Consider the following 21,256-nt stretch of genomic DNA (forward strand, 5'->3'; position numbering starts at 1 on the left):
AGATGCTCTATCATAATAGGAATACATACCAATTACTAGTTAAAGGGAGGAAAATGAATGGACTTAACCTACGACCTGCCTTTGCTTGCCTATATTGCTAGAAAAATAAGATTGGATCGAGGACTTTCTTTGGAAAATCTGAAGAACGAGCATATTTCGATAGGAACCATCTCGAACATTGAAAACATGGAAGGAAATCCTTCGAAAAACAAGATTCTTCATCTATTTGAAAGTTTACATATTTCTTCCGAATCACTGGAAAACATCCTGCAAAATGAATTGCATGAGATCGAAACATTACGTCGGAAGCTAGAATGTGTAGAGGATTTAATCAATGATGAGGATTTAGAACAAGCCCAAAAGCTCCTCACTCGTTATCGACCAAAAGAACATCATGCTCTATTTCCTTATTCACACTATTTACAAGGGCTTTACCATTTTGAACTTCAGGAGTGGGAGAAAGCACTAAAAATTTGGAAAGAGGTACTACTTCTTTGTAAAAAGCAGACTTATGTTGCCAAACCTAATTTGGTCGCTAAGTGCTATAACGAATTAAGCACTTGTTGCTATGAACAGAATAATTTACAAGAAGCGATTCACTACGCAGATGAAGGGTTGAACCAAGTTTCAACAGTGGAACAAGCTGAAATTAAATATGCATTAACCGGAAATAAAATCCTGTACTTGCGAAAATCAGAACGTAAAAAAGAAGCTGTTAAGCTAATCAAGCAAATATGGTCTTCCATTGGTTATATCCAGAGCACAAGAGTAAAACTACTTCTGTATAAATCATACTGTATCCTTCTCATTGAGAATAATGAACTAGAGGAAGCATTGAACTATTGCAAAGAAAGCATCGAAATCATCCACAGAAACGTATCACAAAAAAATCTACTACTTGATTTCCTCAATATATTAGGAAATATTTATCTAAAACAAGGAAAATTTGAGCAAGCAATTGAGCATTTTCATCTTGTACTAGATTTAGATTCAAATAGAGTATTCCCACGAAGACATGCAGAATCATACACCTACTTAACTAGTCTATATACAACGCAAAAAAATTGGTCAAAAGCTCTGGATTGTATGGAAAAAGCGCTTTTAATCGGAAGAAAGATCCATGATGATTTCCGTTTATCCAAGATTCTAATGGTCGCTGGCATCTGTTATAAAAAACAGGAACAATATGACAAAGCAATTCCCTTCTTTGTAGAAGCAGTCATTCTTTGTAAAAAACACGAATACTCAAAACGTGCATGTAGTGCTGTGTATGAATTAGCTGCATGCTATGATAAAATTGGTAACAAAAAAGAATTTTCCCAATGGGCTGAAGAGTTTTATCTTTTACAAAGTCAAATCGGATGGAAATTGGAGGAGAACTTTTATGTCATTTTTTAATAAGACAATAGTTTTAAATTCGATCATCTATAAGGGTGGAGACGGTGATACTGAAAGATAAACAAAATGTTAAAGTAGAAAAATCCAACACCCATATCCACATAAGGTGTTGGATTTGTTTATTGATCGCCTATTACTAGTTATCCCAGCCAACTTTGTACCAATTCCTCCACCTTCTCTTTCTCCCGCAACTGTGTGAGCCATCTACTTGAAATTCCCGAAATACCAACTTTCACCCCATATAACCCACCAGCAATCGCGGCATTGGTATCTGTATCTTCCCCCAATGAGATCGCCTTCTTTATTACCTGTTCATATGTATTTTCCTTTACAGCAATTCGCACACTGCGAATCGTTTCTACTACATACCCACTCCCGCTGCTCGTCGGTTCTTGTTCTGGGCAGATGGTTTGATCGAGTTCGATCCGTTCAGGGCTGTTCTCTCCATATATCTCTCGTAATCTCTTAACTGCGGAGTGATAAGCTACTTCTACCTCTAGCCCTTTGGAAACTTCCCTCACCCATAAACAATAAAGGGCACAAGCTACTTGATTCACTAGATGTCCGTGTGTAACCAAAGATTGTTTGTGACTATCTGCGACCAATTCTTCCTCGCTTCCCTTATGCCATAAAGCCAAAGGGAGGACGCGCATCAAAGAACCATTGCCTTTCCCATCTGGATAAATGTTTCCTGATTTCTCAGGTAAACCTCCATTATGATAGGCTTGCAAGGATGCTTGAGTTTGGATGCCAACGTCAAAAACTGCTCCATCTACCGCCCAGAGACCTTTGCTATACCAAGCCCACAACTTGTCCGCAAAATGAGGCAAATTCATTTCTCCGCATTCTACCAATGATGACAATAAACATAATGCTTGAGCACCATCATCGGACCATGTTCCTGCCAGGACTCCTTGATGTGCTCTGTTAAACCCTACAGGCGGATTCATATCTATATCAGCCATTCGTGGTAATTGGTCTGCTGTATGAAATTCATAAGGAACCCCAACTGCATCTCCGACAAGTAAACCATATAGCCCACCGAGAATTTGATCTTTTTCCATTGCACCTTCTCCTTATTAACCAATCCATCAGCGACACGGGGACGGTTCTTTTGTCGCATTCTTATGCTCGAAAAATAAATTTTTTTGCTTATCACGATAGAACGAGTGGTTTCTCTACTTTATTTCTAGTCATTGACGATAATCCTCTTCATCTCGAAAATGGACCATCGATCTACGTCCCTCACCAAAATATGATAAATCCTTGTACTCTTTTTCCCGCGAATCTTGTCATTCCTATCCATCTATGAATGTATCTTAGCACATATTTATTTTCCTGCGACACGGGGACGGTTCTATTGTCGCATGCTTATGCGCGAAAAATAATATCTTTGCTTATTCCCAACACACGAGAGATTCCTCTAATTGATACATGAGAAGTTGTTTTTATTTCTTGTAAAATTGCATTCCTCTTCCCTATATCCTTTGTTTTTCTTAAATCTTCAGGACTGATATCATGTCTTTCTAAAATTTCGTTTATCACTTTTTGACAATTGACTTGATCTATCCGATCATCATCCAAGAACTTATCCTGATTGCTACTTTTTGTAAATTCTTTTAATCTCAAAATCGCCTCCACACGATCCTGAGAGAAATGATGAAGTATAAAATCAGGATTCAACAATGGATGATTATCTCCATCTAAATAAGACGAAAAACTACTCCAAATGTAATCCTCTGGATGCTTAACAAGACCAGCTACAATTGGATTATTATGGATATACCTACTGCAACATAGCAAATATTGTTCTGATTGAATGCTCTCACTTTTGTATCGATCCTGAAATAAGTGTCCTACTCGGTTATATTTTTTATTGAAATAAGAAACATAACTAACACCAAGTCGTTTCATAAAACGATGAATGGTATCCCCTACTTCTTTGATAAGTAGATGTACATGATTACTCATCAGACAATAGGCGTACATTTCATAATTGTCAGTTTTTTTAAATCGGAGTAATGTCTCTAAGTATCGATGATAGTCTTCTTCCTCTCGAAAAATGGACATTCGGTCTACGCCTCTCACCATAATATGATATATTCCCGTCTCACTCTTTTCCCTGCTATATCTGGGCATTTCTATCACCTCTCGAAAGTATTTTACCATATATTTACTTCCAGTGAGAGGATTTATGCGACAAGAGAACCGTCCCCTTGTCGTGTTATTTTGGTTTTTGAAAATGATGGACCGGCTGGAGTTTAACTCCAGCCGGTCGTGGATCACTCACCTAGAGAAGTTAGTCCTTCTTCTCTTGGTTCTTGCGCTCCTCGCGCCTAGCCGCCTGACGCCTCTTACCAGCAGAAGACCTCGTGGCCCGACCGGTGGGGTTCTGGCCCACCTTGTCGCGCGGGTCTCCACCGCTTCCAGTGTTGTTGTTGCGGCTGAATATAGCCATTAAAAATTCACTCCATACCTAAGGGATGAACCTGTGTCCATCTACCTTTTAGAATTATAATATATTTTCTACGAAAAATAAATATATTTATACAAAATAATATACTCATCTATTAAATTAATATAATTCTAATAATAATGTTTATTTATAATAATAATTATTTTTTAATATGTTCTACTTTACATATATTTCATAATTTTAATTCATAAAAAGTAGAGGGATTTTCTTCATTTCCGCGCTTGACCCTTGGTATAGATTGAATGATTAAAATAAAAAACACACACCTATAAAGCAATGGTATGTGTTTTAAAAAACAATATTTTATATTTGTATGTAGCAAACCATCTGCTAGTGGTTCCCCTTAAACTCCACTGTACCTTGTCAAAAAAATTTCTTTCCTAGTTGATCCCTTCTATTGTTCCAAATCAAGTTTAGTCGGTTTGTATCCTTTTATTTCTCCCTCTTCAAAGACAAAATAGTGGTTATAAGAAGTCCTATCTTTCCACAACCAGGGCAAATAATAGGGCAATGTATCTGCAATTCCTTTATTTTCTGGATGCAGTATCCACTCATAGTCTTTCCAATCTAAGATACCTTCCCCATTTTTAAATGGTGTTTCTAGTACAAAATCATCAGGAAGAATGACATCATACACATACATCCCTCCAAGTTGAGTCTGTTCAGTTGACCAAGTGACTATTCCTCTGGATCGTACATCAGCTAACCGAATCGTTGTTTCTTCCTCAATTTCACGTAAAATAGATGCTTTGGGGCTCTCTCCTTGCTCGATCTTTCCCCCTACCCCATTCCATCTTCCCATCCAAAATTTCTTTTCTTTGTTGATAAGCAAAACTTGGTTTTTTCTACGAATCAAGCAAATCGTAAATGGCAGGAAAAGAGACAATGTAACTTCCTCACTCTATTAAATTTAATAATAAACACAAATTATACTCTTTATTTTAGCATGATTACTTTGATCTTTTCTGTTGATATATAATGGCTATCCTAAATCTCCTATCGATAAAAAGGGATGAATATCTGATTCGTTACCACGTTTTTAGGATGGATCTAGTGCAACAGACATCATGTTCTAATCTACCACCAACACCAAATCCACTAGTAAATACCAAAAATGACTTCTCCTTGATTGACCTAGGAGAAGTCATTTTATTCATGTATCTATTTATCAAATGAAATAAATTATTTTCCACTGGGTGTGTGAGAAACTCAATCCTCACACACCCCAGCCACTCCGGAAAGTGACTACTTCAGAGCGAGGAGCTCACTAGGACTGAACTCACCAAGCATGATGGTTCGCCTAGCGTCATCCCCAAGCACCTTTCCTTCGCTGAAAAACTTGATGATGCCCGACTTCAGACATACAGTCATGATGCTCGGGCCATCTTTCGACCTCGTCTTTCCCTTCGCCGTGACGTCATCGACAACGACACCACGGATTGATCGCTTCTCTGTGGTGTTATTATTGATAACACGACCATGGAACGACACGAAATGAAGAAGATAGTCGTCGATGAACTTGCACCTCTTCGCCTTCCCCAGCATCTGGTAGGAACCACCACTGCCGTAGTTGAAGTTGATCTGAATGTTGTCCAGATCGCAATGAATAAGCTGACCAATCACTTCAAACTCCCATTTTTTTGGAAGAAGGTCTTCTTAATTGGATTATAACTGTCGAATTCGTATCCTGTAAACAAAAAATTAAAAATATTAACATTTTTTGCTGGCTGTTTATTTTATGTTCATATTCGACAAAAAAAGCCCCTCTTCGTAGAAGGGCTACTTAAGTCAAGAAACATTTTCTCCTTGTGGCACAACCGTTTTTATCGGTTCTACTTCAGGAATGGGAAATAATTCGCTTAAAGGTATCGTACGTCCTGCTTCATTCTTAAAAATAATATGATCTCTTGTAAATCGTCTGGGGCTATCTAGACCGCTTGCCGCAGCGAGCGCAAATAATCCAAAACGCATACTGATGATATAATTCATCACACGCCATTTTTTCTCTTCCGGAACAAGGGCATCTTGTAATTTGGGATTGGTTGTAGCTACTCCTGCTGGACAATGTCCTGTATGACATTGCAGTGCCATAATACAACCATTAGCCATCATAAATCCTCGAGCAGAGTTGACTGCATCTGCTCCAATAGCTAGCGCAATCGCTACTTTATCTGGCGCGATCAGCTTGCCAGAAGCAAATATTTTGAACTGATCGCGGACTCCATATCGATAAGCAGTATCGACAAACGTAATAAGTGCTGGTATGAGAGGCAATCCCATGGAATCTGCCATCGCCTTATACGTAGCACCTGATCCACCTTCCCCGCCGTCAATCGTGAAGAAGTCTGGGTATATATGAAGCCGAATCATGGTTTCAAAAAACTCATTCAATATTTGTTGTTGTCCAATTACTAACTTTAATCCGACTGGTTTTCCACCCTTTTCTTGAAGTTCACGCACAAACAACAAAGCCTCTTCAGGATTGGTCAAGAACGGAAAACGGTTAGGAGAATTAATCGTTTTGCCGATTGGTACATTGCGTACTTCTGCAATCTTTGCATTTACTTTTTTACCCTCTAGATGACCTCCACGAATCTTTGCACCTTGGGCAAATTTCAACTCAAACGCTTTTATATTGGATTCTGCTGCTTTTTTTCCAAATGCTTCCCATGAAAATAGTCCTTGTTCGTCTCGATATCCAAAAAGCCCTGGACCAATTTGCGCTACTACATCTGCACCTGTTTGCAAATGCTCTTGAATTACTCCACCTTCCCCTGTGTTGATCCAAGATCCACCAGCCATCGCTGCTCCATAACCTGTAGATAATATATAATTTTCTCCAATAGAACCATAGGAAGTAGCAGAAGCACCAAACATTCCATTCAATTTCCATGGTGTTTGCCGATTAGAACCGACAATGATCACATCATCTTCGGGGTATAACCATTTTGGGGTTTCATCGGTGATGAGTTTCTCTTTACGAGTAAACACACCTTCTTTTTCGATTTGGTACTTCTTTGCTTGTACAAGCTCTTCATTGTTTACTTTCAACTCGTTTTGAAGCATGGGAAACATGGAGTTTGCAATATAGTACCCAGACTCTTGAAAATCCTGTTTGGACCCAAAACCAAGGAGGTCTGTTCGATACTTCGCAGAGAAGATAAGACCAACAAATTCATAACGGGAAAACGGCTTACCCGAACGATCATCATCAAACCAATACTGACGAAATTCAGGCCCAAGTTTTTCTAGAAAATAACGCAACCATCCAAGATATGGATGAGACCGGATAATGGAATGCTGTGGTCTGCGCGAAATAAAATGCATGATGCCAAATAATCCAATTGCCAGTACGAAGATGATCGCTAAGGCAATCAGGAGATAAAACATAATAACCCTCTCCAATCATGACGATAAAGAAATAGATACATCATCCATAATAGTATCACGAAATAGAAGATGGAATATATGTCTTTGTATATTACAACCTTGGGTCGACAGGGTCTGCTTCCATTGCTAATGTCCCTAGTACACATTCATGAATTCTCCCAAGCGATTCCCGGTTCACAAAGCGCTGAATCCCTTCCATACCTAGCGCAAATTCACGCAGTGCCTTTTTCTGTTTTTTATTTGTACTGCGTTGTTTCAATCGTTCTAGATTAGCGGGATGCAAGTAATCCATTCCATAGATGATATGCAGATATTCTACACCTCTTACTTTAATTGCCGGCTGTACCATTTGACCTTTTTCGTTCCGCTCCACAAAATTTAGAGGTTTAACTACAAATCCTTCCTGTCCATCGCGGGTCATTTCTTCCCACCAAGCAATTGCTTCTTGCTCTGATTGTTCATTGTCTACAACTCGATATGCTGTTTCGATGATCATCGAAGAATAATTACTTAATTCTTGGGCTTTTTCCATATGCCAAATATGGGTTTGATCAAAAAAAGTTAGACCACTTTGTGCAAGTATATGGAAAGGGGCGATTTGAATCCCTTCGATTCCTGTCGTTTCCCAGATGTATTGTTGAAAACTTTTACGGAACGAAGCAGTATGCTGTAGTTGTTCATTTGTTTCATCAAGCCAAGTCTGAATGGCTTGTCCATTACTCTCCGCCTTTTCCAGCTTCTCCTTACGCTTCATCCGATCCAACCAAGCCATTTCTCCAACATGAGCATATTGTTTTTGAATCAATTCTTTTGCTTTAAGATTCCAAGGCAAAATTTCTGCATCCAATAAGATAAACTCTGTCTGATACTTAGCAAAGTACGGCTTAAGATCATGCTGAAGTTTTTGTAACACTTCTTTCCCTAGTTGCTTTTGGAAAAACGGGCGTCCTGTTCGTGTGTAAATCACACCTTCTATCTTACGCCCAATATATTTTTCAGCTGACTCCTCATCTCGAAACACCAATAAAACTGCGCGGCTACCCATGTGTTTCTTCTCTACTACCATTTTGTTTACTTCATTGGAACGATAATAAGCAAAAGCTTCTGCTGGATGCTCCAAATACGTGGATAACTTGGAAACTTGTGGAGTAGGACTCATCGTTGGTGGAATATAAGTTAATTCTTCTAATGGAATCGTAAAATGAGAGAGATCATCCAACGCTGTCTTTACCATTTTTCCGGGAACTTTTATTTCTCCATATTGTTCTACCTGTACAGAATAACCATCGATAAGGCCCATTATATTTGGCGGGGTGAGCCTTTGCTCTTCCCATATGTGCAATGGATTATCTTTCGCATCTGCATAATCTTGCTGGGCAGGTACTTGCACAAACTCTTTTTCCGGGAATCGAAAAGCAGTCAAGTTGCCTCCAAATACAACACCTTGATCAATGTTGACCGTATTTTTGATAAAGATCGCTTGTGGCTTGGGATCATGTCCCCATATAATCAATTGGCTGTTCTGATGCTGTTGAAACCAATCTTTGCGCATTGGTTTTCCTTGTTTATCAAATCCCTCTACCTCTCCATATCGGCAAAAATCACTGATTACTTGATCGTGTTTGCCAATAAACTCATCCTTGATCCCAGCATGGACCACAACGGCCACTGGGATATCATTTTTTTGCAATACATAATGAGAAGGTGCTTTGAGCAGCATCTGCCGATAAGCTTCTTTCTTATCCCTTGCTTTCTCTTCACCATGAACGGCTTCAAATTGTTCAAACTCTGCTGCTAACTTCTCATCACCATGCTGCATTTTCACCTTGCGACCATCCAGCCAACGTGCTATCTTCCATCCATGATTGCTATCAATCATATAAGCTAAGCCTGCTTGTATATGACGATAGAAAAACTCCATCGTATCTAATGATTTTGGCCCTCTGCTCATCACATCTCCTAGCGAAACGATCTTTCTTCCTTGTGGATGAACATAAAAATCTTCCTCATTTTTCTCATAGCCTAGTCGAACTAACAAATCCATAAACTCATCAAAACAACCATGGATGTCTCCAATAATATCCAGTCCTTCGCCGATATCGAGAAGCATCCGATTTGCTTTTCGTTCAAATGATGTCGATGCCAATTCCTCTGCTTTCAACACATATTGAGCAGAATAACCTTCTTTTTTTAAATAGCGGATTTGTCGCTTGAATACTTGTTGTTGCTGTCGAATACGCTTCTTTCCTCTTGAATGTTCCCTTGTTTCATCCCATTCTAAAAGCTGCTGCTCACTTGCCTCGATCGCAATAACAGAAATGGAAACATGATGTTTTCGAGCTAATTGGACATAACGCAGACGATCCGATGATTGCAAATGGGTAGCATCTACGATTGTCAATTTATTTAACTGGCAACGCTTTTCTACCATAAAATCCATTGCCTCAAATGCTTCTTTGGAGATGTGTTGATAGGTATCAAACAACACATCCGCTTCATCTTTGGGATGACCCTTCCAGTCCATAAAAATAGTATCGCTAAGCAGCGTGCGAAATTGATCGGAGCTGATCACTTCAGAAGGCATCAATATCCCTTCTGCTATAAGTCTATCTAATAATGTGGTTTTTCCACTACTCGATGGCCCCATCATCAAAACAATTCCTGCATAGGGGAGCATCATTTTCCTCGTCATCTTACTCTTCTCCTCTACGAAAAACTGCCATTTGGGTAGGGAATCCGAATGATACATGCTCTTCGCCAATCCCCTCTATACTTGCGGTATAAGCGTACTGTTCTGCACAAGTACGAGCCCAACTGGAAAATTGTTCTCTTGTCCACTCAAATCGATGATCACTGTGTCGAAACTCTTTTTGCATCTCGTACACTTGGTTGTATTCTTTATTTGGTGTGGTAACAAGGAGAGTCGTTGGTTGATAATGTGAAAATATGGTCTGAAATACAGCGGCTAAACGGTGTTCGTCAATATGCTCCATCACTTCACATAAGATCATCACATCTTTTTTGCATAAACGATCATCCGAGTAAAACAAGGAGCCGAATAAAGAAGTTGGCTCGATAAATCCTGCTCTGCGCTTAGCTTTTTCAAAACGCTCTAACGCATGCAATTGCGATCTTTGCGAAGGTTCTACTGCTAAGATTTCTTTTACACCAGACAAAAATCCTAAACGTGTGGATAACTTCCCTTCTCCCGAACCTAAATCCACGATAGATGCTTTGTGTGGTAATTTCTCCACAACAGACAAAATCGCTTCGTAACGCAGGTCATTCAGCTTTATTTTTGGTTCTCCAGATTCCTCTTTCTTCTCTAGCTCCTGGCCTTTGTTGCTGAGTTGAAACTTTGATTTCTTGATCAATGGTGAAAATCGCAGTGTTCGCTTTATTATCAAAGAACGCAAAGGATGCTCTTCCAGCCAACCTTCTCCATATCGATCCAACTTATCGATTTCCTTCTCATCCAAAAAGTAGTGTTTATAGTTATCTAGCACAGGAATAAGTACAAAAATATGTTTTAACATCTGTTGAAGTGTTTGTTCCCCGCGAATCGTTATGTATCGAGCTGAACTCTGTTCTTTGAACTTCACTTGATAGTTAATATCTCCATATTCGATTTCCACTTCATAACCCATCGGTGCAAATAATGCTTGGATCGTATCATCGGTTATATTAGTAGCGATAGGCCCAAACGCTACTTCAAAAGGAAAAAGATGATCCACCCACTGGCGATATTCTTCTTTTGGTCTGCCATTTAGCGCTGTTCCCAATGCACTTTTTATATAGGTAAGGAACAAACTGCTGGCGGCAAATTCGCGGTCGTTGATATATTGCGTGATATCATAGGAATCAGGAGCATTTCGAACTAACTCTATTGGATCAGGAACAGCATAGAGAAACACTTCTACATCTTCCACTTCAAATTTCGTATACACCAGACGTACAATAGCTTCTTTTTCGCTCCTTTCATATACATTTTCCGGATTTTTGGCCAATAAATGCGAAAGAACTTGTACATGCGGGCCAGTAGCCTTTATGTTTAATTGCATAGGTATCGATACTCACTTTCCTATCAGTTGCCGAACATTTGCTAAGATTTTATCATTCTCGTCTAGTAACTTCTATACATCCATTGTAAAAACAATGAAAATATGTTTTTATCAGTAGGTAATTATCCATATACTAGAGGAGTGTTATACTATTCCATTACTAGCAGATATCCTTATCAAACGAGTCGTTCATATTTTATCGGAGATACCTGTGCTTAACATTCTTACTGCTCTTATCGTTTTCGTCTTTTTATTTGTACTTGGTTCTCATTATCTAGCTATTTCTTTTCGTACTCGAAGTGTAAGAGATGTTCAGCTGCATCATTTCCCTATCTTTACTAGATGGGCTATCCGAAAATCATTACCACAAAGTGATACGCATTATGGATTGTATCGATTCATGATCGGGATTGTTGGTATTGCCTTTATCATTACCCCTTTCATTGTGTGTGTGGTAGAAATAAAAAGAGCACTCGGTACCCTGTAAAAAAACTCCCTTCTTCAAGGGAGTTTTCTACTTTTATTAAATTATAATAATAAGAGTCCGTTTGGAATAATGGATACCTTCAAATTATGATTTCCTATCTCTTCTCCATCCGCGAATGCCCACATCATTGGATCTGTCTGGACATTTGCTTGTTTACCCCGCAAAAACGTAACTGCTGGATGTCCGATGTGTTTTCCAGCATAGACTTTAGGGAACATGCGTAGAAATTCTAATTTCTTCAGTTTATGGACAATACAAAGATCCATCCAACCGTCTGTCGAATCTGCTTGTGGATTGATCAGCATTCCTCCTCCAAGGCTCTTACCATTGGACAAAGTAACTAACCAAACATCCTCAAAATCATGATTTTGGCCGTCCAACTGTAAACGCAATGAAAAAGGACGAAATTTCTTTAACGCTAACAAGGCACCAATAAAATAACTAGCTTTCCCTAAACCTTTTTTCCACCAAGAAGCATCCACTTTTCTGGATACATATCCATCAAAACCGGCACTGATATAACATAGCATGATGCGACTGTTTTCCATGAGAATATCTACTTTTTTCACTTCATGTTGTTGTATTCGTTCCCATGCCCTTAAGGGATCAAAAGATATCTTCCATTCCCTTGCAAAATCATTCCCAGTACCCGCTGGAATGTAACCCATTGGGATTTCGCTGCCATATAAACCATTTGCTACTTCGTGAACTGTACCATCCCCACCAACAGCAATGACAGCAATCCACTTTGACTGATCCATCGCTTCTTTTGCAAGCAAAATAGCCTCTTCTTTATATTGGGTAAAATGGACTTCATAATCTATCCTGCTATGCACTAACTTTGCTTCTACTTGTTTCCAAGCTCTAAGTCCTTTTCCTCTTCCCGCATGGGGATTTACGATAAATAAATACACCTTCTTCTCCCTTTCTTCAGGAGGCTTTCTTTTATTATATATGAAGGACTGAAACACAATGACCAAAATGTTACCCTTATGATATGATTTCGCCAGTAAATCGCAGATCTTCTATTTTCTTTAAATCGATACCATAGTGAGCATAAATCTTTAATGTGTTTTCTCCTACCAACTGGTCTTGTCGATAGCCAAGCATTTGGGCTACACGGATCACCTCTTCATACGAATCTGCTTCAATCTCTATATAAGGTGGAATCATCGGCCATTGATCGATCTCTAGTCGCGCACCTGACAATAGAAAACTATTCCGGTGGTTCTCTTGGTACCATTTCGTTTGATAACCAAGTCGACTTAACAACTCATCTGTTCTATCAAAATCATCCACGACAATTTCTGTTTCGTCTGTACCATCTATCCCATCATGTTTGATTTCTTTGTAGGTAAGCGTTGTTTCAAATCCTGTATCACGCAAACGAATAAACTGCTGTAGATCATCTTGATTTACCGCATACACATAGCGACGCATCAATGATGATCGGACCGCTTGTCCTCCACAAGAAAGGATTTTTTGTTTCATATATAAAGGATCTATCTCCAAAACTCTTGCTTCATACTCAATCATCATACTCTCCTCCAAATAAAGAAAATTCCGATCTTTACAATCTAAATGAACAACACGTAGAATGAAAGAAAACGTTGCTTTCGATAGAATGGATACCCATGTACCAAAATCGATTCTACAACAGACCCTTCTGTTATCGGGATACCTCTGATTCCCTCCAAGAACTGCCGGCAGCAAGAATCATTGCTCGCGTTCAAAATGGAGAAATCATCGGTCTTCCCCCTTACCGACCAATGCTTCCTATCCTATATGTGGTTCGGTGGGATGTCTACACACTGGCAAAAAAACAAAACAGGCCAGATGTATGTACGCCTAGCCTAACAGAAGGAGTAGAGGAGAATCATGCAGGTCGGCATGTGTACCTAGAAACGAAATTCCTGAAGTAATAACCACTCCTTAGATAGTAGATGGTTGGCTTCCCATCCATCTACTATCCCAAAACTACGTTTTTGTGTTATGTTTATTCAACCATTCTACTGCAAAATCGACTATTTTTACCTGTGAAATGAATTTAACCTCGGCATTTCCTATTTTTTTGACTACAAAAGGATTGCTTTCTTCAAATTCGGCTCCTATCTTATCAAATAACTCCGTCTGGTATGCTATATTTTCAAATGTAACCCATGCTCTCTTTCCCTGTATCTCTACAGCAGCCGATTCTTTGATTGGAACTTGCTTATTTTGACGATATTCTGCAAGATGCAAAGAAGAATTACTATCATGACCCACTCCAATTAAGAGAATAGATCCATTTAATTCATAAAACCTCGCCAAAGGTGAAGCTTCTCCCATGGGATTATCGATTGGATGATCTTTGGTAATAAAATCTATATGTTTTCCCCAAGCAGCAAATGAGACCGTCGGATGGTTACTGCGTACTACACCTGGAAACGTACGAAATACCTCTACGATCTTTCCCATCCCACGTGTTGGAGTATAGAACGGATGAAAAGCCGGCATCGTCTCTCTTATGATGGGCCACCATTCTTTAGGCACAGGGGGATTTTCCCACAACGCAGGGTCTGAATTATCGCTTGTATGTGTAGGCATGACAATCGTACCATCAGATGTAATAACATCCATCAAAGCTTGTACTACAGCAACAGCACCGCCGCTTACATATCCAATGGAGCTGAGCGAGGAATGTACGATGATGTTCATTCCTTTTTCTAAACCCAACCGTTTAAAATCGAGGACAAGACTATCCACTGTATTTATTTTTCTCGTATTTTGAATGGTAGACAGTTCGCTCATCGTCTATTTCCGTCCATTCTTATTTATTTTTTCTCTATCAGCTCTAGTGGTAAATTTACATGTAAATAAAGAACCAGCTATCTATCTGAGCTGGTTCTTCTCTATAAGAAAAAACATTATCTTCGGACCCGTGACAATTACGAAGTAATTGCCACGGTGCATAATCTCAGCTGCCAACCAAGAAATGCCGCGGGTAACCTTCCCGCACCCCATGGATGGTAAGATCCCTCTGGGCCGCGGGGAAGGAAGTGAGAACCCGCTTTTTAAGGATCTGTCCACACCATGATAAAATGCGCAAATATTATTTAAACACTTTATCATGGTGTGGGATAAATCCATTAATTTATGATTTTATTATACTATAAATCTATTTATTAAGACAACACGATATTTACGGAAAAACTGGGTCATTTTGATAATTGATATACTTTTTAGTGAACCTGAAATTGCTCTGCATATAGCTTTTGATATATAGCACCGTTTTCCATTAATGCATCATGTGACCCCATTTCAGTTAGTTTTCCATTATCTATTACCATGATTCGATCTGCTTTTCGGACCGTAGCCAATCGATGTGCAACCGCCACCGTTGTTTTCCCGTGAAATAGTTGTGTAAGGTTTTCTTGTAACAATGCTTCTGTATTTGCATCCAAAGCCGAAGTCGGCTCGTCTAATAAAATGATTTGTGGATTCCTCAATACCATCTGAGCAATTCCTAGACGCTGCTTTTCCCCACCTGAAAGTTTTACTCCTCTTTCTCCAATAATCGTATCCCATCCATCGGGAAGTTGTTGAATAAAATCGAGTACTTGTGCATGCTCACATGCTTGTAACATTTCCTCTTCTGTCGCACTTGGTTTGGCGTATCGCAAGTTATCTTGTATCGATTTATTCCACAAAAAAACATCCTGTGATACAAGACCAATCTGAGATCGTAAATCACCATATGCATAATCACAAATGTCTCTACCATCGATTAAAATGGCACCGGAGGTTGGTTCATAAAATCGCATAATCAAATCCAAAATGGTTGATTTCCCACTTCCTGTAGCCCCTACAATCCCAATGAATTCACCTGCTTCAATAGAAAAATCCACATGAGAAAGTTCCCCTCTCCCTTTTTCATATGAAAAAGAGACATCTGCAAATGTTATTGCTCCCTTTAGTTTTTGCGCTTTCGATGGATGATCGATGATTTCATCTTCCAAATGTAAGATTTGATAGACCAATTCTAGCTTTGGTTTGATCCCCTCTGACATCACATAAGCTGCTTGAATATGTTGGATAGAAGCGAATAATTGGGGGAAATAAACGGAAAAGGCTATTAACGTGCCAATGGTCATTTGACCTTGCATAATTTGGATAGCTGCATAGATAAATACAATCCCAAACCCCAAGGACCTTCCAAAATCTACAATCAAAATAGAAAAATCATCATAAAACGCCGCTTGATTTCGTAGTTTGCGATAATCACGAATCCAGTTTTTCTGATATTCCCTTTCTGCTACTTCTTGATGAAATTTTTGGACTGTCTTTAATCCAGTCGTAAATTCCGTGGCATAAGTCTGCAACCCCTGCTGTAGTTGGATGATTTTATTGATTTTTGGTCGAGTCTTTTTGGTTAACCAACGCGAAAGATAATACATGATTGGCAAGAGAATCAGAACAAGTATGGTGAGTTTCGCATTCAAATAAAACATCACCATTGTTATTCCAACGAACATCCCTATGTCGAAAATAGCTGGAACCATCACTTGTGCGATAAATGCATCCCCGATTTCCCCACAACTATATATTCTTCCAGCGATGTCTCCTGATTGAAAATGGTGGTATGTCTTTGGAGATAACTTTACTAATTTATCGAATAGCAAATTTCGAAAGGTATCCGTCACACAGCCTCCGATTTGATGGGTGACTTGGTTGCGTATGGATTGAAGTATGGTGATAAACAAAGGGATGAGTGCCAAAACCAGAATTAGGGTCAGTAGTAATTGATGATTTTTTTGAGGAATTGCTTGGTCGATCACCATTTTCATCAACCATGGCGATACGACTTGCATCCCAACAACGAATAACATAAGAAACAAACCTAAGAGAATCCGTTTGTACTGGGTGAGGAGCAATGGAACAATCGAAATAGATCGTTTTCCTTTCACTCCTGTGCCCCCCGATTTGATGAAATAGGCATGAATATTTCTTGTTCTATTAGTTGATCTCGAAAAGAGACAAAACTATTTTCTAGTTTATCTATCGTTATTTGCAATGCTTTTGCTGTCCTCTCCATCTCTTCGTAATCCGTTTTCGATGACAACAAACTGGTAAAAATCATTGCTCCTGTATGATTGAATGTGAAGTATTGTCCCGTCCGTTTGTCCAATAAAGAATGATCACCTAATACTTTACTCCACTTTACTTCGGGGTTTAATTGGTATGACATTCTTCTGCCCTCTCTCTTTCCATTTTCGTTTTAATCCTTGCAACCAGATCTCTACCATACAACAGCGGATTATTCCCGAAGCTGAGGATGCCCATTTCCTTATGTCTTATGATATCTCCACTAACTTCTGAGGATCGATCACATGACATGTGGCAAGATAAGAATCTACACCCAATATGCTTAAAATTTGCACTTTGTTTTCCAGCACATATCGTTCATTGAAAGCATTCATGATTTGGCGGTGATTTCGAGTCAAAATGGCAGGAGGCATATCAGGGTAAATCCGTCTCATGATTGGTTTGATATATTCTTGTGCTCCACTTGGAAACATTTTGTATGGAAGCGGGATGGTTAGTGCTAACTCGATTAATTCTTTGGAGGCAAACAAATGAAACGGTGCAATCCCTTTTTTCTCGTATACATGTGTTTCTAGTACACTGTCTGTTTCATTATCAAAGGATTGGACTAGCTGGTCGATAAAACTTAGCTTCTCTCTCTGGTAGGCTCTTATCTCGCCTGTATCTATCCTTCTCTTGCTTTCTTCGGATAGATACGCTTTATAATGGAACAATCGGTCATGAGATACTTTTCTTGCTTTGAATTTTGGAGTCTGCCAATACTCGCTCAACCATTTGATCCCATCAAAAAAAGGAACAGCTCGAAAAATAGATGTGAAATTCACCTTCCAAGGATCACTTGGTCCAAAAATAATATCTCCAAAGTACCCGCTTGAACAGACGGATATTCCTAAATCAGAACAAATATCCAGTGTTTGTTCAAACAATCGATAAAACGGATGCGGATAAGGTGCAGTGAATTCCCATTCCATTTGTAGATAATCGCCTTGTTTGATCATTTTCGTGGCATCGATTTTAATAAGAGGTACTTTCAGGTGAGCGGTTATTTGTTCTGCGTAATCGCTTTCATCCGCTTCGAGAATACCTGCAAATGACCAATGTATCCCTACTACATCAAAACCAAGTTTCCGTAAACTCGTTATCGTTATACTAGAATCCAGCCCACCACTTAAAATAACGCCTACCTTTGAAAGACCAAATAAACATTTCCTCGCATGCGATTCGATTAACCTTCTACTTTCTATTGCAAAGTCTTCGATACTTCGTTTCATTTGCAGCGGAATAGGTGTGATCGTATCAATCACTTCCACTTGAATCGCATCGTGATAGATTGTAGAGAGACTACCAGCAGGAAGCCTGAATACATCCTTGTAATACGATTCGTTCCGTGGAATGCTGTCTTCCAAACAAGCCACTAGCAAATACTTTTGTTCTATCTGTTCCAAGTAGTTTTGGGAGCAAATATGCAAGGGGTTTGTAGACCAAGAAATTTCCTTGGGATGGATCGCATAATAGAGAGAATGTTTGCATAATAAACTTTTGAACAAAATCCCTCTCTGTTTTTCTGCATTCCAATAAGAGAGAAGGAAGTTCCCTTCGATTGAACACAAGAGCTTTTTTGGAGAGTATAAGAGTATTTCAGCAAATTCCCTCATGGCCATTTCACAATCTTCCTTTAGTAGATACAAAAAACGTACAGCTTCCGCTGATTTCCCAGAAACGATCCACCCATTAACTTGCAAATGAGCAAGAGAATCGTTGCTACATCTCAATATTTGTTCTTTGAAAAACACGTTATTTCCTCCTTTCGTTATGATGGAATAACATCCAATCGCTTATATTGACTAAGTACACCAATATGGTCATCTACTGGGCTTCCCTCCAGTTCTACCCATGCATGAAAGGGATACCGTTCTGTCATGGAAAAGGATAATTTCTTTCCTAATACCACGTTTGCTGGCAAACCAAATGATCTTAGCACACTACAAATGATTATCGCTCTCTCTAAACAAAGCGCTTCCCCTTGTCGAAACAGATTGATCCATAAAATCGTCAAACCTGCTATTTTTCGTGCAAACCAATACGTTTCGAGTTCATCTACAAAAGAGACAGCTAAACGTTGCTGTACATTTCTGACTAAGTCCAACTTCTCGTATCCATTTTTTTGTTTGTATTGCCAGAGCAAACTTAAGATGCGAAATGGGCTTTGGATAAGAAAAGTCAGTGGTATTTTCACTTTGGGTTGAACGTATTTTCCAGTAATCAAAAAGGTATACATCTCTTTCATACGCGTCCTCCTTTTAAAGGAGAGACTCCGTATCACTATGGAGTCCCCTATTGTTTTACTCATCTTTTGCTAGTTTTGAGTTATACCAGCCATCATCGTTATTGCTACCGCCTTGACCTGTTAACTCTTCCAAACTACCAAGGTAAACCAATTTTGGCTCTACCCATTCATCTTTGTATTCCATTCTTTTTCCTCCTTTCTTCATTGTGAATAAAGACTCGTTGGATCACCCCATCCAGCGATAAGCACATCGTAAATCAGCATTGTTTTTCTGACAAATCGGAAAATATTAACCCTACTCAGCTTTATCTGAGTAAAAAAACACCTTTATTTGAACTGAACCCTATCATTTTGAACCTAAAAAGCAAGCAAACGGTTAATTTTTATTCTTTTGTAGGCAAATAGAGCAAAAAAAAGGAAAATTTTTTTAAAAAGAAGCTGTCTCCCATATGGGAAACAGCTTCTTTTGATTGTATTATTTTATTTTTAAATATCAGGTGGATCACCTGCTGCCCTTGTTTTCAATTCATGAATTCTCATTGGTTCACTCACCTCCTCTTTTAATTTTAATGAAATATGAAACAATCTACTTGAATAGTGATTATACTTGATAATATTTGACTTTTCATAAAATTTCGCTAGCAAAATGACAATCTCTCTCTCTTGTGGATAAAAAGAATGGTCTTGGGCTACTTCATGAGCTTCTTTAAGATATTGTATTGCTTCCTCACGATGCTTTTGCTGTAAATAACATTCACCAAGTGCTTGGAGAACTTCACAATAGCGCAGGCTATCTTTAGATTTCTTACTCATTTGTAGTGCCTGCTTTAGTCTCTCAACAGCTAACACTATATTGCCCTGTAACAAATACAACTGTCCAAACTCTTTACCATTTTGAGCCACTAACTGTTTTTTATTTACCTTGTTTTCAAATTTTGCGGCGGTTTGAAAACATAACTCTGAAGCATCAAACTTCCCCATATTTTTATATACGGTTCCTGCTGTTGTCCAAAGTTCAAAACAACGATCAAACTTCTTTTCTCGTCTAGCAATATCAATTCCTAGTTCTGTATAATGTATAGCTTTTATAAAGCGCCTATCTTTATTGTACAGCGTTGCTTTTAACTGGTATAGATTCAATTTCATTTCTGTATCTAACTCAGCAAAATGCCCTTCCAGCAATTCAATAATCTCCATAGCTTCACTATTGCGTTCTAATTTTTCAAAATAAATCACTTGGCTGATATACAGAGAATACTGTACATATTGTCTCTCTCCATCATGCAGAAAAGAACGTAAACCATCTTGTGCACAAGAAAGAGCAAAATCCAGATTATTCATCACATGAAAAACACGACTCAATTGATACAAACAAGCAGTTTTGATATTTGTGTAGTGAATCGAAGGATGCTCTTCATAAATCCGAATCGCTTGCTGAAAGTGAGCAATCGCCTTGTCTAATTTATCGCTATGATAATAACACTTCCCACGAAGGTACTCCAACACAGCGAAATAAGGTCGGTTGCCTTTTAACTCCTGCTCCATTTGACGGATCATCTTTAATCCTTCTTGGATACTCACACAGTCCAAATCATTCTCCACAGTACGAAGACGCAACCCAATCGTAAATCGCTCCTGCTTCTCTTTTTCTGCCTGTGCTTGCAGTAGTTTGGGTAAATCTTCGATCGACCACTCTAATTTTTCCTGAAAATAATAAGCAAGTAACTCCTCACTAAGTCGTTTTGTCCCATTTTCTAGATTGCTAATACTCGCAACCGAAATCCGCTCATCCGCTAAAGTATGCTGCTTAAATCCCAACTTTTCTCTTCGTTTCTTGCATAAAACACCAAGCTGTTTCCGATCCCAATCCACCATCCTATGATCCTCCAAGAAAATGAATTCCCTTGATGTTGTCTCCTGTTGGTAGTTTTCCTATGTACACCATATTCAAGTGAAGTTTCACTAAAATAATGGTTTATACGACGAAAAAGAATTATTATTCACCTTATACAGGTGAATAGTCATATATATTAAAATATTTTAAATTTACTTTGTTTTAAATTATACTCGCA

General features: G+C 38.8%; 19 protein-coding genes. 3 read left to right on the forward strand and 16 right to left on the reverse strand.

Annotation, left to right across the window (positions count from 1 at the left end):
- The first annotated feature begins 57 nt into the window (after nucleotides 1-57).
- Nucleotides 58-1,398 (forward strand): helix-turn-helix domain-containing protein, encoded by a 1,341-nt coding sequence (locus A3GQ_RS0106925; protein ID WP_028776434.1) that lies wholly within the window; start codon nucleotides 58-60, stop codon nucleotides 1,396-1,398.
- A 140-nt stretch (nucleotides 1,399-1,538) separates the two neighbouring features.
- On the opposite strand, the gene A3GQ_RS0106930 is transcribed toward A3GQ_RS0106925, so the two are convergent.
- The 7 genes from A3GQ_RS0106930 to A3GQ_RS0106965 form a co-directional block, all read right to left on the reverse strand.
- Nucleotides 1,539-2,462: an ADP-ribosylglycohydrolase family protein gene (locus tag A3GQ_RS0106930; protein WP_028776435.1), complete on the reverse strand. Its 924-nt coding sequence runs from the start codon at nucleotides 2,460-2,462 to the stop codon at nucleotides 1,539-1,541.
- 307 nt (nucleotides 2,463-2,769) lie between these two features.
- Nucleotides 2,770-3,567, reverse strand: coding sequence for a transposase (locus tag A3GQ_RS0106935; protein ID WP_051271318.1), 798 nt, complete (start codon nucleotides 3,565-3,567; stop codon nucleotides 2,770-2,772).
- A gap of 701 nt (nucleotides 3,568-4,268) precedes the next feature.
- Entirely contained in the window at nucleotides 4,269-4,760 is a 492-nt protein-coding gene (locus tag A3GQ_RS0106945; protein WP_083964140.1) for an NUDIX hydrolase, read from the reverse strand.
- A 359-nt stretch (nucleotides 4,761-5,119) separates the two neighbouring features.
- Nucleotides 5,120-5,497, reverse strand: coding sequence for a hypothetical protein (locus A3GQ_RS0106950; RefSeq protein ID WP_028776438.1), 378 nt, complete (start codon nucleotides 5,495-5,497; stop codon nucleotides 5,120-5,122).
- A gap of 165 nt (nucleotides 5,498-5,662) precedes the next feature.
- Nucleotides 5,663-7,264, reverse strand: coding sequence for a glutamate synthase-related protein (locus A3GQ_RS0106955; protein WP_037464223.1), 1,602 nt, complete (start codon nucleotides 7,262-7,264; stop codon nucleotides 5,663-5,665).
- A 91-nt stretch (nucleotides 7,265-7,355) separates the two neighbouring features.
- Nucleotides 7,356-9,956 carry a polynucleotide kinase-phosphatase gene (locus tag A3GQ_RS0106960; protein WP_028776440.1) on the reverse strand — a complete coding sequence of 867 codons (2,601 nt, stop codon included), beginning with the start codon at nucleotides 9,954-9,956 and terminating at the stop codon, nucleotides 7,356-7,358.
- Nucleotide 9,957: 1 nt separating this feature from the next.
- Nucleotides 9,958-11,325, reverse strand: a complete 1,368-nt coding sequence (locus A3GQ_RS0106965) for a 3' terminal RNA ribose 2'-O-methyltransferase Hen1 (RefSeq protein WP_028776441.1) — start codon at nucleotides 11,323-11,325, stop codon at nucleotides 9,958-9,960.
- A gap of 211 nt (nucleotides 11,326-11,536) precedes the next feature.
- Here A3GQ_RS0106965 and A3GQ_RS0106970 point away from each other — a divergent pair, with 211 nt between their 5' ends.
- Nucleotides 11,537-11,812 (forward strand): hypothetical protein, encoded by a 276-nt coding sequence (locus A3GQ_RS0106970; protein WP_028776442.1) that lies wholly within the window; start codon nucleotides 11,537-11,539, stop codon nucleotides 11,810-11,812.
- A gap of 41 nt (nucleotides 11,813-11,853) precedes the next feature.
- On the opposite strand, the gene A3GQ_RS0106975 is transcribed toward A3GQ_RS0106970, so the two are convergent.
- Both A3GQ_RS0106975 and A3GQ_RS0106980 read right to left on the reverse strand, forming a co-directional pair.
- The gene (locus A3GQ_RS0106975) at nucleotides 11,854-12,726 is read right to left on the reverse strand and encodes a diacylglycerol/lipid kinase family protein (protein WP_028776443.1); all 873 of its coding nucleotides are present in this window, start codon (nucleotides 12,724-12,726) and stop codon (nucleotides 11,854-11,856) included.
- Between the two features lie 76 nt (nucleotides 12,727-12,802).
- Complete coding sequence (locus A3GQ_RS0106980) at nucleotides 12,803-13,351, reverse strand: CYTH domain-containing protein (RefSeq protein ID WP_037464226.1); 549 nt, start codon at nucleotides 13,349-13,351, stop codon at nucleotides 12,803-12,805.
- Nucleotides 13,352-13,446: 95 nt separating this feature from the next.
- On the opposite strand from A3GQ_RS0106980, the gene A3GQ_RS23635 reads away from it, so the two are divergent.
- Nucleotides 13,447-13,734 carry a hypothetical protein gene (locus tag A3GQ_RS23635; RefSeq protein ID WP_037464229.1) on the forward strand — a complete coding sequence of 96 codons (288 nt, stop codon included), beginning with the start codon at nucleotides 13,447-13,449 and terminating at the stop codon, nucleotides 13,732-13,734.
- 55 nt (nucleotides 13,735-13,789) lie between these two features.
- On the opposite strand, the gene A3GQ_RS0106985 is transcribed toward A3GQ_RS23635, so the two are convergent.
- The 7 genes from A3GQ_RS0106985 to A3GQ_RS0107015 form a co-directional block, all read right to left on the reverse strand.
- The gene (locus A3GQ_RS0106985; protein WP_028776445.1) at nucleotides 13,790-14,602 is read right to left on the reverse strand and encodes an AAC(3) family N-acetyltransferase; all 813 of its coding nucleotides are present in this window, start codon (nucleotides 14,600-14,602) and stop codon (nucleotides 13,790-13,792) included.
- A 431-nt stretch (nucleotides 14,603-15,033) separates the two neighbouring features.
- Nucleotides 15,034-16,758: an ABC transporter ATP-binding protein gene (locus A3GQ_RS0106990; RefSeq protein ID WP_028776446.1), complete on the reverse strand. Its 1,725-nt coding sequence runs from the start codon at nucleotides 16,756-16,758 to the stop codon at nucleotides 15,034-15,036.
- A complete protein-coding gene (locus tag A3GQ_RS0106995) occupies nucleotides 16,755-17,039 on the reverse strand; it encodes a hypothetical protein (protein WP_028776447.1) in 285 nt (94 codons plus the stop codon). Before A3GQ_RS0106995 ends, A3GQ_RS0106990 begins: the two co-directional genes overlap by 4 nt.
- 106 nt (nucleotides 17,040-17,145) lie before the next feature.
- Nucleotides 17,146-18,690, reverse strand: a complete 1,545-nt coding sequence (locus A3GQ_RS0107000) for an asparagine synthase-related protein (protein WP_028776448.1) — start codon at nucleotides 18,688-18,690, stop codon at nucleotides 17,146-17,148.
- Nucleotides 18,691-18,707: 17 nt separating this feature from the next.
- Entirely contained in the window at nucleotides 18,708-19,184 is a 477-nt protein-coding gene (locus A3GQ_RS0107005; RefSeq protein WP_028776449.1) for a lasso peptide biosynthesis protein, read from the reverse strand.
- 55 nt (nucleotides 19,185-19,239) lie between these two features.
- Nucleotides 19,240-19,368 (reverse strand): hypothetical protein, encoded by a 129-nt coding sequence (locus A3GQ_RS28210; RefSeq protein ID WP_281170815.1) that lies wholly within the window; start codon nucleotides 19,366-19,368, stop codon nucleotides 19,240-19,242.
- 302 nt (nucleotides 19,369-19,670) lie between these two features.
- A complete protein-coding gene (locus tag A3GQ_RS0107015) occupies nucleotides 19,671-21,059 on the reverse strand; it encodes a helix-turn-helix domain-containing protein (protein WP_028776450.1) in 1,389 nt (462 codons plus the stop codon).
- Nucleotides 21,060-21,256: the final 197 nt, after the last annotated feature.

It is taken from the genome of Shimazuella kribbensis DSM 45090 (assembly GCF_000428065.1).
Lineage (GTDB): Bacteria > Bacillota > Bacilli > Thermoactinomycetales > Thermoactinomycetaceae > Shimazuella > Shimazuella kribbensis.